Consider the following 12,296-nt stretch of genomic DNA (forward strand, 5'->3'; position numbering starts at 1 on the left):
CGCCTATCTACAAACTCTAAATGGCCACGCCACAGAGCCTCGGTCATGAACGGAAATCGCTTCGGCCGACTGTTTCAAGTGACCACCTACGGCGAGAGCCACGGTGACGCGATGGGCGTTACCGTCTCGGGATGTCCGGCCGGACTCGAACTCGACGAGGACGACGTACAGAAAGAACTCGACCGACGCAAACCCGGCCAGTCGATGATCACGACATCCAGAGGCGAACCCGACGCCGTCGTCATCAACTCCGGAACGCAGGACGGCTACACCACGGGAACGCCAATCGGGATGGTCATCGAGAACAAGGACGCCCGGTCCGGCAAGTACGAACCGTACGTGACGGCTCCACGCCCCTCACACGGCGACTTCACCTACTCGGCGAAGTTCGGCACACGGAACTGGGGCGGCGGCGGCCGGTCCTCCGCACGCGAGACGGTGAACTGGGTCGCTGCGGGCGCGATTGCAAAGCAGATTCTCGAAGCCCACGACGTGCAGGTAAAAGCGCACGTCAACCAAATCGGGGACATCGAGGCCCCGCCGGTGACGTTCGAGGAGATGCTCGAACACACAGAGGAGAACGAAGTTCGCTGTGCGCATCCTGAGACGGCCGAGCAGATGCGCGAGAAGATAGACGAATACCAAGAGGAAGGAGACTCCATCGGCGGATCGGTCTACTTCGAGACGCGCGGCGTCCCGCGCGGACTCGGTTCTCCCCGGTTCGACTCGTTCTCGGCACGTCTTGGACAGGCAATGATGGCCATTCCAGCGGCGACAGCGTTCGAATTCGGTCTCGGCCGCGAGGCGCGCGAGTGGACCGGCAAGGACCGAAACGAGGACTGGACGTTCGACGAGGACGAGGACCCAGTACCAGTCGGCAACAAACACGGCGGTATTCAGGGCGGCATTACGACCGGCCAACCCGTCTTCGGCGAAGTGACGTGGCACGCGCCGACTTCGATTCCGAAAGAACAGACGACGGTAGACTGGGAGACGGGCGAAGAAAAGGAGATTCAGGTTGTCGGACGACACGACCCGGTTCTCCCGCCGCGTGCCGTCCCCGTCGTCGAGGCGATGCTTAATTTGACCATTGTGGACTTCATGCTCCTCGGCGGCCACATCAACCCCGACCGGATGGACGGACAAGTCGGGGAGTATGACACAGAATACCACCCACAGAGTCCGCAGAACCAGTAATCGCCCGTTTGACGTCGAACGATTCATTTCATACTGAGTACGTATCTCCCCCGGAGGTGACTGTCAGAAGTAAACGTTTGTCCAATTCAATCCCCGATAACGCCCCGCATACTATGAATATTATGTCCATCATCATCTTTCCTTGTTAATGCATAGCAAAGACTTTAATCAACTCCTCTCGAAAATATTCGTTAGTGGCCCTCGTGGGCCTGTGTTGAAGATATGACTGACGACGAACTTATTTGGCGAATCGCAGGCGGATCTGGGGACGGTATCGCCTCGACGAGCCAAAACTTCGCAAAGGCCCTGATGCGCTCGGGGCTTCACGTATTCACGCATCGGCATTACCCGTCGCGCATTCGCGGCGGCCACACGTACACGGAGATTCGGGCCTCCGCCGACCCTGTCAAGTCCCGCGGGGACGGCTACAACTTCCTGCTCGCTCTCGGTGACTCGTTCGCTCGCAACCCGCAGGAGAACGCGTACTACGGTAACGAGGAGATCAAGCCGCTGTCGGAGAATCTGGACGAACTCCGCGAGGGCGGAGTCATCATCTACGACTCCGGCCTGCTCGACGCCTCGGAAATCGAGGACTTCGACGAGCGCGTCGAGGAGAACAACTGGCACGTCTACGACTTGGACCTCCGCACCATGGCTCGGGACCATGGCCGTGAGGTCATGCGTAACACGGCCGGTGTCGGCGCAACGTGTGCTCTCGCAGGAATCGATACCGAGTGGATCGAGGAACTCATGCGCGATGCGATGCCGGAGAAGATTCTCGAACCCAACCTCGAAATCCTCCAAGAGGCCTACGAGATGGTCGAAGAGGAGTACGACGTGGACGCCCACGACGTGAAGATTCCCGAGGGCGAACACGAGGAAGAACAGGTGCTCCTTTCGGGCTCGGACGCCATCGCATACGGCGCACTCGACGAAGGCTGCCGGTTCATCGCGGGCTACCCAATGACCCCGTGGACGGAAGTCTTCACAATCATGTCCCAGAACCTGCCCGAACTCGGCGGTATCTCCGAGCAGGTCGAGGACGAAATCGCTGCAGCGGCGCTCGCCATCGGTGCCTCCCACGCCGGCGTCAAGGCGATGTCCGGTTCGTCCGGCGGTGGGTTCGCACTGATGTCTGAACCGCTCGGCCTCGCCGAGATGACCGAGACCCCGGTCGTTCTCGTCGAAGCCATGCGCGCCGGCCCCTCGACGGGGATGCCGACGAAGCCCGAACAGGGCGACCTCGAACACGTCCTGTACACCTCGCAGGGCGACTCTCACCGCGTCGTCTTCGCGCCTTCGGGAGCCGAAGAGGCGTACCACCAGACACGCCGCGCCTTCCAGATCGCCTACGAGTACCAGATTCCGAGCATCGTTCTCTACGATCAGAAGAACGGCGGCGAACTCCAGAACGTTCCGGCCAGCGTCTTCGACGAGGAACCGAACGGCGACCTCGGCTCGGTTATGACCGAGGAAGAACTGGCAGACGCGCCGCACGATGACTCTGGGAAGTACAACCGCTTCCAGCACGAAGGCGAGAACGGCGTCAGCCCGCGTTCCATTCCCGGACAGAAGGGCGGTCGCTACCTCGCAGCGGGTAACGAACACATGCCCGCCGGACACATCTCTGAGGACCCGGAAAACCGCGTCCTTCAGGTTAACCGGCGTATGGAGAAGCTCGAAGCGATCCGCGCGGACCTCGACAGCGACGAGACGTCGAACAATACGCTGTACGGTCCCGAGGACGCCGAGTACGGCATTATGACGTTCGGCTCCCAGCAGGGAACCGTCGAAGAGGCCATTGACCGACTCAACGACCGCGGTTACTCCGTGAAGGCGCTCGGCGTCTCCGAGATGGCCCCGTACCCGGTCGAACAGGTCTCCGAGTTCTTGGAGAGCGTCGAAGACTGCCTCGTCGTCGAGATGAACGCGTCGGCGCAGTTCCGCGGCCTCACCCAGAAGGAAGTCGGCCGCTTCGGTGAGAAACTGTCGAGCCTCCTCAAGTACAACGGCAACCCGTTCGAACCCGAGGAGATCACCGAGGGCTTCATCACCAGTATCGTCGAAGGTGAGGAACTCCCCACCCACGAGACCAAATTTGTCCCCGCAGCGAGTGATTAAGTATGAGTGCATTCAGCGCAATCGGCGAAGAAGCCGAACGAGACCGTAACGAGTACACGCCCGGGCTCGAACCACAGCCCACGTGGTGTCCCGGCTGTGGTGACTTCGGGGTCCTGAAGGCCCTGAAGGGTGCCGCGGCGGAACTCGGCCTATCGCCCGAAGAGATGCTCGTCGTGACGGGTATCGGCTGCTCGGGCAAGTTGAACAGTTACTTCGAGAGCTACGGATTCCACACGATTCACGGCCGCTCGCTCCCCATCGCGCGCGCCGCGAAACTCGCAAACTCCGGCCTGACGGTCGTCGCCGCCGGTGGCGACGGTGACGGCTACGGTATCGGCGGGAACCACTTCATGCACACCGCCCGCGAGAATCACGATATAACCTACATCGTGTTCAACAACGAAATCTTCGGGCTGACGAAGGGGCAGACCTCGCCCACGTCGCCGAAGGGTCACAAATCGAAGACCCAGCCGCACGGTTCCGCAAAGGAACCGCTTCGGCCGCTTTCGATGTCCCTCAACGCGGGTGCGTCGTACGTCGCCCGTACGGCCGCCGTCAACCCGAACCAGGCCAAGGACATCATCGTCGAGGCAATCCAGCACGACGGCTTCAGCCACGTGGACTTCCTCACGCAGTGTCCGACGTGGAACAAGGACGCAAAGCAGTACGTCCCGTACATCGACATCAACGACTCCGAGGACTACGACATCGACATCAGCGACCGCAAGTCCGCGGCTGACATGATGTACGAGACGGAGGATGCACTCCACGAGGGGACCGTCCTCACGGGTCGGTACTACCACGACGAAGACCGCCCGTCCTACCAGCAGGAGAAGCGTCGCATCGGCGAGATTCCCGAGGAATCCCTCGCAGAGCGGTACTTCGACGACGAGTACGAGTGGGAGCGCACCCACGACCTCTTCCTCGACAAGCACAAGTAACTGCCCAAATACGGCCGTTTTCGGCCGTTCGTTCTTTGAGAGACGCTGTTTTCTGATTCGGAAGATATTTTTTCAGCGAAGCAAAAGCCACAGCCATGGAAGCCACCTCTACGGAGGGACGTATTCTTGCCGTCCTCGAACAGGACGCGCAGGCGTCCTACGCGGAAATCGCTGATCGGGCGGACGTGTCGAAACCAACGGTTCGAAAGTATATCCAGAAGTTGGAGTCCGACGGCGTCATCGTGGGCTATTCGGCGGACGTGGACCCGAAGAAGCTCTCCGGACAGTCTATCGCACTCGTCGGCATCGACGTCGCATCCGAACGCTACGTCGAGGCCACGCGCGCGTTGAAGGATTTAGAGCCGGTGGAGTCGTTGTACTCCTCGTCCGGCGACCACATGCTGATGGCGGAGGTCCGGGCGACCGATGGCGACGCCCTCGGCGACGTTATCGCGGAGGAGATACTGGGCATCGAGGGCGTCACCGCCGCGCATCCGTCGTTCCTGCAGGAACGTCTGAAGTAGGCGACGCCGCTTACCCGGCTCGATACCGCCGTCCCTCCGTTTTCGGCCGATTCCAATCGCTGAGGGTGATCTTTCGTTCACCTTCACTTTCGCTACGCTTTGCGAAGGCTAAGGAGGCTGCACGACTGATATCAGACGATGGCGGGCGAGACGCTTCCGGGCGTGACACGTAAGGAGCGCGCTGACGCGCGCATCGTCCTGCACGTGGACATGGACTGCTTTTACGCCTCCTGCGAACGCCTCCGAGAGCCCGAACTCCGCGGTGAACCTGTCGTCGTCGGCATGGGATACGAGGCAGGCGAGTCGTTCGGAGCCGTCGCCACGGCAAGTTACGAAGCCCGCGAGTACGGTATCGATAGTGCCCAGCCGATCTCACAGGCGCTCGAACGCCTCCCGCAAATCGAGAACGCCGCAGACGACGAACCGGGCGGTCACTATCGTCCGGTGGACATGGAGTTCTACAAGTCGGTGGCGAGCGAGGTCAAAGAGATTCTGCACGACTGCGCAGACGTGGTACGCGAGGTGAGCATCGACGAAGCGTATCTCGACGTGACCGACCGAACCGCCTGGCAGACGGTCGAAGGCGACGACCGAACGCTGGCGGAGGGTGTCGGTCGCCACGTCAAACAGCGAATCAGCCGGGAAGTTGGCGTTCCGGCCAGCGTCGGCGTCGCGCCCAACATGTCCGCCGCGAAGGTGGCTTCCGACCACGACAAACCGAACGGGCTCGTCGTCGTCCCGCCCGGGTCGGTCAGCGAGTTTCTGGCTCCGCTTTCGGTGACGGAAGTCCACGGTGTCGGCCCCGTCACGGCACGGAAGATGGCCGAGATGGGAATTCAGACGGCGGGAGACTTGGCGGCCGCAGACCCGAGTACGTTGGAGGAGCGATTCGGCTCTCGGGGGCGGGAACTCTACGACAGGGCGCGCGGCGTAGACGACAGAGCGGTGACGCCGACGGGTCGCCCGAAGAGCCTCTCCCGCGAATCGGCGTTCGCAGAGGCAACTGAGGACACAGAAGAGAAAGCGAACGTCGTCACCGCACTGGCGGCTGACGTAGCCGAACGCGCCCGGAGTCGCGGCGCGATGTATCGAACTATCGGTATCAAGGTGGTCACGCCGCCGTACGACGTGAATACGCGGGCGCAGTCGCTTTCCGGGCCGGTGGACGACCCCGAGTTGGTTCGAGAGGTGGCGCTCGATCTCCTCTCGGAGTTCGAAGACGCGGCGACGCGGAAAGTCGGTGTTCGCGTCTCGAACCTCTCCTTTACCGATGCCGATCAGTCAAGCTTGGACGGGTGGGAGGGTGCGAGTGCCTCGGCAACAGAGGATGCGACGACGGCCGGGGCGATGGAGGACGCACCGGTGGCGGATTCGCCGGCAGAGGACATCCCAGCGGCGGAGCAACCGACGGAGGACGCCGAGGATAGCGGCTGGGCTGCGGAAAACGGACAAGTGTCGTTGGGCGACTTCGACTAACGCTGCCGAACATCCGCTCTCTCGCATTTTTGACTGCTTTGCCCCCACGTCCGCCGCGCGTCGGACGCGAGGGGAGGAACTATGAGGCGGCAGGAAGACGAACCGATAGATGAGCGAGGATACGGAGACCATCACCGTCGCAGACGTGCGCGACGGCGTCGGGGGAGACGCGAACGCGGATCCGGGAACGCCGGTCAAACTCCCCGTGGTGGACATCTTGACGGGGCGCGGATTCATCACCGGCAAGTCCGGGTCGGGGAAATCGAACACCGCGTCGGTCGTCATCGAGAAACTGCTGTCGAACAATTTTCCAGTACTGATCGTCGACACCGACGGGGAGTACTACGGTCTCAAAGAGCAGTTCGAACTCCTTCACGCCGGCGCGGACGACGAGTGCGATATCCAAGTCAGCCCCGAACACGCGGAGAAACTGGCCCATCTCGCGCTCGAACAGAACGTCCCAATCATCCTCGACGTCTCGGGCTATCTCGACGAGGACGACGCACAGAAACTCCTGACCGAGGTGGCGAAGAACCTGTTTGCCAAGGAGAAAAAACTGAAAAAGCCGTTCTTGATGCTCGTCGAGGAGTGCCACGAGTACATCCCCGAAGGCGGCGGGATGAACGAGGCGGGTAAGATGCTCATCAAGATCGGCAAACGGGGCCGAAAACACGGGCTCGGAATCGTCGGCATCTCTCAGCGTCCCGCCGACGTGAAAAAGGACTTCATCACCCAGTGTGACTGGCTCTGTTGGCACCGCCTCACGTGGAACAACGACACGAAAGTCGTCGGCCGGATCCTCGGCTCGGAGTACGCCGACGCAATCGAGGATATGGCTAACGGCGAGGCGTTCCTCGTCACCGACTGGTCTGAGTCCATCCGCCGCGTGCAGTTCAGAAAGAAGAGTACCTTCGACGCGGGTGCGACCCCCGGTCTGGACGACTTCGAACGCCCCGACCTGAAGTCCATCGACGGCAATCTCGTCTCGGAGTTGCAGGACATCTCCGACGAGAAGGCGCGCCGCGAGAGCGAAATCGCGGATCTGAGACAGGAGTTAGAGAAAAAGGAAGCGAAGATACGCGACCTCAAACGCGAACTGGAAGAGGCCCGCGATCTGTCGCACATGGCCGACCAGTTCGCGCAGGCGATGTTCCAGAAGGCCGAAGCACCCTACCGCGGTGGGCAGGGTCGGAACCTCAAACGCCCCGAAGAAAAGCAGTCCGCGCTCGGAGAGTACAACGCCCCGAAGAACGGGTCGGACGGGACGGATGCCGCAACGAGTTCCGACGCCGGAACGGCCGCCGCCGATGACGCCACAGCCAGCGTCCGCGAGGACGAATCACACGAAGAAGAGGCCGTCACCTCGGCGACAGCAGGTGCGTATCCCGGTTTGGATCTGGACAGAGACGGCGTCGGCGACGACGTGTCTGTGGCTCCCGAACGCGCCCACAGCGAACTCGCCGGGCTCACCGGGCGCGAGGACGTGGTCGAACGCCTGCGGAACGTCGTCGCTTCCCTCCCCGACGTATCGCGTCGGATGCTCGCGTTCTACCGCGAAATCGACGCCTGCGATCCGGTCGATGCCCACGTCGCGGCGGGTGAAGTCGGCGACAAGCAACTCGCGTACAGCCGAAACGGCCCGCTTCGACGCGCTGGATTCATCGAACACGTCGGGCGCGGACGCTACGCCTACGCCATCCCGGAACTCGTCCGCGAGACGTTCGCCGACAGACTCGACGAGGAGGAACTCGCGGCCGTCGTCTCAGCCGTCGAAGCGTCGTTCGTTCCGACGATGGGTGACACGGGCGAGTCCGAGACCGGCGGCTCAGATTCCGAGACTGAGACAGAAGACGACGCGGCCGCAGCGGACGACTGACCGGCGCGCGCCACTTACGTTCGAGTAGGTTGGGTGTCCGAGTGATTCGATCTACTGTTCTCGAAATTACAGCGGTTCCACGAGGTCTTCGAGTGCCGCACGCGGGTCGTCGGCCTTGGCGACGCCGGACGCGAGCAGAATCCCCGTCGCGCCGAGGTCGCCCGCGGCGTCAACGTCGTCGCCGGAGGAGATGCCTGCACCGCAGAACACCTCAACAGATTCGTCCACGTTGGCGGCCGCTTCGACGGCGTCGCGGACGATATCCGGGTCAGCCGTCGCCACGGAGTCGTCGCCACCGATGAGTTCCGGCGGCTCGACAGCCACCGAGTCCGGCCCGAGTGCTGCGACGGCACCGATCTGTGCGGGGTTGTTCGCGCAGACACAGGTCTCCAGCCCAGCGCGCGCTGCGGCCTGAACGGACCCGTCGATATCGGCGAGTTTCAGGCGCTTCTCGGAGTGGTTGATGAGCGTGCCGTCCGCACCCGCCTCAGCGACCGCCTCGGCGAGTGTGCTTCCAGTGTGGCTGCCGTAACCGTTCGGATCAACGTGTTGTGCCCACGTTTCGACACCGGTGTCGGCGACGCGACGCACGTCGGCCGCCTGCGGCGCGACAGCGATGCGGACGCCGGATTCCTCGGCCACCTCGTGGGCCGCGGTCGCTACTTCGAGAGGGTCGCACGGATACGCCTTCAGATTGACGAGGATGAACACGAGAGAGTGTACTCGGTACTGAGCAAAATAGGTTGGTCATCCCCCTCGTTTTTGAGGGCTGAGCGACAGCATTTCGACATGGACAATCCGGACGAATCCGTTCCGGTCACCGGTGACCCGGCGGCCGTCGCCGAGACGTTACAACAGCACCTCGGAGACGCCCCGGATACCTCACGGGTCGGCGCACTCCAACCCATCGTGGAGGCAGTCGCTGGCTGGCGCGACGCCGCCTCTGTCAGTCCGGACGAATGGTTGGCAGCGTTGGAAGCGACGCCAGATGTGCTCTTTCTCCAGACCGACGACGGTGTCATCCGGTACCGCCCCGATGTGACGGGCGGACGCGACGACCCCGAAGCGTTTCGTCTCGTCAGAACCGGCGACGACACGAGCGTCGAACCACTTGACCGTGAGGCGGCGGCGGCGGTTCTCGATGACGCATCGGTGACTATCGGCGTCGTCACCGACTTACCGGTCGAAGTCCGGGCGCGGTTTCTCTCACAGGAGTAATTATCGCATCACAGTCGCGCCGCTGACACAGCAGACGCTGCGTCTGCAAGCGACGACGAATCAGTGCCGTACTGAAACAGAAAGGGGTGTTTGGTCAGTCTTTTCGCTTGACGACGTCGCCGAGCGTGGTCGTCGTCGAAGATCCGCCGGACCACTCGCTTTCTTCCTCGTCGCCGCCTTCGACGAGCGAGATATCGAGTTTTCGTTCGAGTTTCTTCCGGACGTTGTCCGGCGGGAGGATGTCACCGCGTTCGAGTTTGCGGATCAGGCTCGCCTTCTCGTTGAGAGAGTCTGCGAGATCCTCTTGGCTCATCCCGTTGTTCTCGCGGGCCTGACGGATTCGGTCGTCGTAGTCGGCCGCGATTTCGTCCATGTCGTCGAACATGTCGCGGCGACGTCGAGTCGATCCGCCCGAACTGGAACTGGAACTGGAGCCAGAACTCGCAGACGAGGACGAGGAGGACGACCCCGAAGAACTCGACGTTGAGTACTTGGTCGAGCCAGACGCGGAACTCGACTCGGTGCGGACCTCGGTGCCAAACTCAGAACAGTCATCGCAGAGTTCGAGTTCGGCCCCTTCGACTTTGACCGTCGTCAGCGACGGTCGCTCCTTGCCGCACATTTCGCACTGGGGCATACCTTGTCGTAGTCGGAGGGGCGATATAAAAGACACGACGCAGGCGACGTCCGGCGAAACTCAGGAGAGGTCCGACCACGCACCCCAGAACCGTTGGAGCGCGGTGAAGTGGCCGATGACCGCGAAGAGCGCCAACAGCCACCCGACTGGGGACAGGCCGAAGACGGGTCGGGGGGCCGCGGCGGCGACGAACGCGAAGAGACCGATGAGTGCGAGTCGATCTGCGCGCCCGACGAGGCCGCCGTAGGCCCGCCCGAGACCGACCGCCTGAATCTGCGTTCCGAGGTACGAGGTCATGAGGACGCCCGTGACGGCTGCGAGGCCGAGACCGTAGGCGTCGATACCGGCCGCGAGACCGACGAGCATGGCGATGTCGGCGTAGCGGTCGAGGACGTGGTCCAGCAGGTCACCACCCTCCGAAGCGATACCTTGCGCCCTTGCGAGTGCGCCGTCAACGAGGTCCAACCACCCGTTCAGGAAGACGAACAGGCCGCCGAGAGCGTACCACATCGTTCCGCCGAGGTAGAACGCAACGCCAGCGGCGAGCGCGAATCCAAAGGCGACGACGCTCACGCCGTCGGGCGAGAGGCCGAGACGGTCCGCAGCGCCCACGAACGGTTCGAGCAGTCGGTTGGCGACAGAGCGGTACTGGTCGAGCGTCATAGGTAATCGATGAAGTCCACAGTTCCCACGCAGGGGTCCATCTCGCCCTCGATAGCCGCGATAACGTCGTCGGCCACGCTCTCGGGCGGTCGGTCAGTCGTATCTATCTCGTACACCGACTCCTCGCCGAAGCGTTCGACCGTCTCGGCGAGAATCACGTCGAGCGCCTCGCTCTCTGCGTTCTCTGCCACCTTTGCCTCCGACTCGTCGCGTTCGCGGAGTCGCTCTTTCAGCTCTTCGGGGTGACAGCGGAGGACGACGGCTTCGTCGGCGTCGAACAGGTGCGCGAGGTGTGAGTCGAGGATGCCGTCCCACTCACCCAACCACTCGGCGACGGCATCAACGTCTGCGACGAGGGAATCGCGGTCGGCGTCGCGTTCGGTAAACAGTTCTTCCTCGCGGATCGCGTCATTGAGATGGATCACGTCGAGGTCGGTTCGCGCCGCAACGAGGTCGGAGACGGTCGTCTTTCCGGTTCCGGGAGTTCCAGTGATGACGAGACGGCGCGTCATGGCTTCGTCGCCTCCACGTCAGCGATGACCTCGTTCAGTACTTCGACGGCGCGTTTCGTCTCCTCGCGCGTCCCGCAGGAGACGCGGATGCACGCAGGCAAGCCGAAACTGCTCGTGTCGCGGACGATAATACCGCGTCGCTTGGTCGCCTCCGCAACAGCCGTCGCATCGCCCACTTCGACGAGAACGAAGTTGCCGCCGGAGGGCCACGTGTTCGCGTTCAGTTCGTCGCGGTAGTATTCGCGCGCCCATCGTGCCGTCTCGACGGACTTCTCGATATGTTCCTCGTTTCCGAGGGCGGCGAGCGCGGCGCGACAGGCGACCTTACTGGCTGCGAACGGTGTGTTCACGCGAGCGTAGGCGTCAGCCCACGCCTCGGGGACGGCGGCGTAGCCGATTCGAAGTCCGGCCAGACCGAACGCCTTCGAGAACGTTCGAATGACAGCGAGGTTGTCGTACTCGTCCAGCAGGCCGATAGCCGACGGTTCCTCGCTGTACTCGCCGTACGCCTCGTCCACGACGACGAGCGTGTGGTCCTCGACGGATTCCAGAAGCGTCACGATGTCCTCGCGCGCCATCTCGGATCCGGTGGGATTGTGCGGCGTCGTGAGGTAGACGATTCGTTCGCCGTCGTAGGCGTCGAGAATCGTCTCGGGCGTCTGTGCGAAGTCATCAGCCTTCGAGAGGCTGTACTCCGCCACTTCGCCGTGGTGGTAGCGTGCGGACATCGCATAGTATGAAAATCCCGGTTTTGGCGTCAGCACTCTGTCATCCGGTTCGAGAAACGCCCGCGAGAGGTTGTCGAGTGCACCGTCACCGCCGGCGCTCACCCACACCTGCTCGGACGTGAGATCCCACCGTTCTGCGAGTGCGTCTGTGAGGTCCGCGTGCGATGTTTTCGGGTAGACGTGTATCTCCGACGCGGCCGCTTCGACCGCTTCCACGGCGTCGGGACTCGGTCCGTGCGGGTTCTCGTTCGAGGATAGTTTCGTCAGTTCCTCGGGGTCCATCCCGAGTTCGCGGGCCACCTCCTCGGCCCCGCGCCCGGGCACGTAGGCTTCGTGCGCGGAGAGATCCCTCGGTTGCATGGTCGAACGATACCGCTGACGGTTCTTAAGGGTGCTTACACCG

Annotated in this window: 12 protein-coding genes; 7 read left to right on the forward strand and 5 right to left on the reverse strand. The window is 62.6% G+C overall.

Features of this window, described 5'->3' with window-relative positions:
* Nucleotides 1-45 precede the first annotated feature (45 nt).
* The 6 genes from aroC (at nt 46) to HBOR_RS09270 (ending at nt 8,135) form a co-directional block, all read left to right on the forward strand.
* On the forward strand, nt 46-1,197 hold the full coding sequence (gene aroC / locus HBOR_RS09245) for a chorismate synthase (RefSeq protein WP_006057058.1): 1,152 nt from the start codon (nt 46-48) through the stop codon (nt 1,195-1,197).
* 222 nt (nt 1,198-1,419) lie between these two features.
* On the forward strand, nt 1,420-3,318 hold the full coding sequence (locus HBOR_RS09250) for a 2-oxoacid:acceptor oxidoreductase subunit alpha (RefSeq protein WP_006057057.1): 1,899 nt from the start codon (nt 1,420-1,422) through the stop codon (nt 3,316-3,318).
* Between the two features lie 2 nt (nt 3,319-3,320).
* On the forward strand, nt 3,321-4,259 hold the full coding sequence (locus tag HBOR_RS09255; protein WP_006057056.1) for a thiamine pyrophosphate-dependent enzyme: 939 nt from the start codon (nt 3,321-3,323) through the stop codon (nt 4,257-4,259).
* Nucleotides 4,260-4,354: 95 nt separating this feature from the next.
* Nucleotides 4,355-4,783 carry an HTH-type transcriptional regulator LrpA1 gene (lrpA1, locus tag HBOR_RS09260; protein WP_006057055.1) on the forward strand — a complete coding sequence of 143 codons (429 nt, stop codon included), beginning with the start codon at nt 4,355-4,357 and terminating at the stop codon, nt 4,781-4,783.
* Between the two features lie 138 nt (nt 4,784-4,921).
* Entirely contained in the window at nt 4,922-6,259 is a 1,338-nt protein-coding gene (gene dinB, locus HBOR_RS09265; protein WP_006057054.1) for a DNA polymerase IV, read from the forward strand.
* A gap of 109 nt (nt 6,260-6,368) precedes the next feature.
* Nucleotides 6,369-8,135 carry a helicase HerA domain-containing protein gene (locus HBOR_RS09270; protein WP_006057053.1) on the forward strand — a complete coding sequence of 589 codons (1,767 nt, stop codon included), beginning with the start codon at nt 6,369-6,371 and terminating at the stop codon, nt 8,133-8,135.
* A gap of 66 nt (nt 8,136-8,201) precedes the next feature.
* On the opposite strand, the gene tpiA is transcribed toward HBOR_RS09270, so the two are convergent.
* Nucleotides 8,202-8,846, reverse strand: coding sequence for a triose-phosphate isomerase (tpiA, locus tag HBOR_RS09275; protein WP_006057052.1), 645 nt, complete (start codon nt 8,844-8,846; stop codon nt 8,202-8,204).
* Nucleotides 8,847-8,924: 78 nt separating this feature from the next.
* Between tpiA and HBOR_RS09280 the strand changes: the two genes are divergently transcribed.
* Nucleotides 8,925-9,353, forward strand: coding sequence for a hypothetical protein (locus tag HBOR_RS09280; protein ID WP_006057051.1), 429 nt, complete (start codon nt 8,925-8,927; stop codon nt 9,351-9,353).
* Nucleotides 9,354-9,447: 94 nt separating this feature from the next.
* Here the strand turns inward: HBOR_RS09280 and HBOR_RS09285 are convergent, their stop codons facing one another.
* Genes HBOR_RS09285 through hisC form a run of 4 tightly spaced genes read right to left on the reverse strand, consistent with a single transcriptional unit; the run spans nt 9,448 to nt 12,253 of the window.
* Nucleotides 9,448-9,990, reverse strand: coding sequence for a multiprotein bridging factor aMBF1 (locus HBOR_RS09285; RefSeq protein WP_006057050.1), 543 nt, complete (start codon nt 9,988-9,990; stop codon nt 9,448-9,450).
* Nucleotides 9,991-10,050: 60 nt separating this feature from the next.
* The gene (locus HBOR_RS09290) at nt 10,051-10,653 is read right to left on the reverse strand and encodes a CDP-alcohol phosphatidyltransferase family protein (RefSeq protein WP_006057049.1); all 603 of its coding nucleotides are present in this window, start codon (nt 10,651-10,653) and stop codon (nt 10,051-10,053) included.
* Nucleotides 10,650-11,165, reverse strand: coding sequence for an adenylate kinase family protein (locus tag HBOR_RS09295; RefSeq protein ID WP_006057048.1), 516 nt, complete (start codon nt 11,163-11,165; stop codon nt 10,650-10,652). The genes HBOR_RS09290 and HBOR_RS09295 overlap by 4 nt, the downstream gene beginning before the upstream one ends.
* Complete coding sequence (gene hisC / locus HBOR_RS09300) at nt 11,162-12,253, reverse strand: histidinol-phosphate transaminase (protein ID WP_006057047.1); 1,092 nt, start codon at nt 12,251-12,253, stop codon at nt 11,162-11,164. The genes HBOR_RS09295 and hisC overlap by 4 nt, the downstream gene beginning before the upstream one ends.
* Nucleotides 12,254-12,296 lie beyond the last annotated feature (43 nt).

This window comes from Halogeometricum borinquense DSM 11551 (assembly GCF_000172995.2).
In the GTDB taxonomy this organism is placed as follows: Archaea; Halobacteriota; Halobacteria; order Halobacteriales; family Haloferacaceae; genus Halogeometricum; species Halogeometricum borinquense.

Excerpts from the sequence above, each read along its gene's own strand:
- aroC (WP_006057058.1), top strand. The coding sequence starts at position 46 with ATGAACGGAAATCGCTTCGGCCGACTGTTTCAAGTGACCACCTACGGC.
- lrpA1 (WP_006057055.1), top strand. The coding sequence starts at position 4,355 with ATGGAAGCCACCTCTACGGAGGGACGTATTCTTGCCGTCCTCGAACAG.
- HBOR_RS09270 (WP_006057053.1), top strand. The coding sequence starts at position 6,369 with ATGAGCGAGGATACGGAGACCATCACCGTCGCAGACGTGCGCGACGGC.
- HBOR_RS09250 (WP_006057057.1), top strand. The coding sequence starts at position 1,420 with ATGACTGACGACGAACTTATTTGGCGAATCGCAGGCGGATCTGGGGAC.
- HBOR_RS09290 (WP_006057049.1), bottom strand. The coding sequence starts at position 10,653 with ATGACGCTCGACCAGTACCGCTCTGTCGCCAACCGACTGCTCGAACCG.
- HBOR_RS09295 (WP_006057048.1), bottom strand. The coding sequence starts at position 11,165 with ATGACGCGCCGTCTCGTCATCACTGGAACTCCCGGAACCGGAAAGACG.
- HBOR_RS09280 (WP_006057051.1), top strand. The coding sequence starts at position 8,925 with ATGGACAATCCGGACGAATCCGTTCCGGTCACCGGTGACCCGGCGGCC.
- hisC (WP_006057047.1), bottom strand. The coding sequence starts at position 12,253 with ATGCAACCGAGGGATCTCTCCGCGCACGAAGCCTACGTGCCCGGGCGC.
- dinB (WP_006057054.1), top strand. The coding sequence starts at position 4,922 with ATGGCGGGCGAGACGCTTCCGGGCGTGACACGTAAGGAGCGCGCTGAC.
- HBOR_RS09255 (WP_006057056.1), top strand. The coding sequence starts at position 3,321 with ATGAGTGCATTCAGCGCAATCGGCGAAGAAGCCGAACGAGACCGTAAC.
- HBOR_RS09285 (WP_006057050.1), bottom strand. The coding sequence starts at position 9,990 with ATGCCCCAGTGCGAAATGTGCGGCAAGGAGCGACCGTCGCTGACGACG.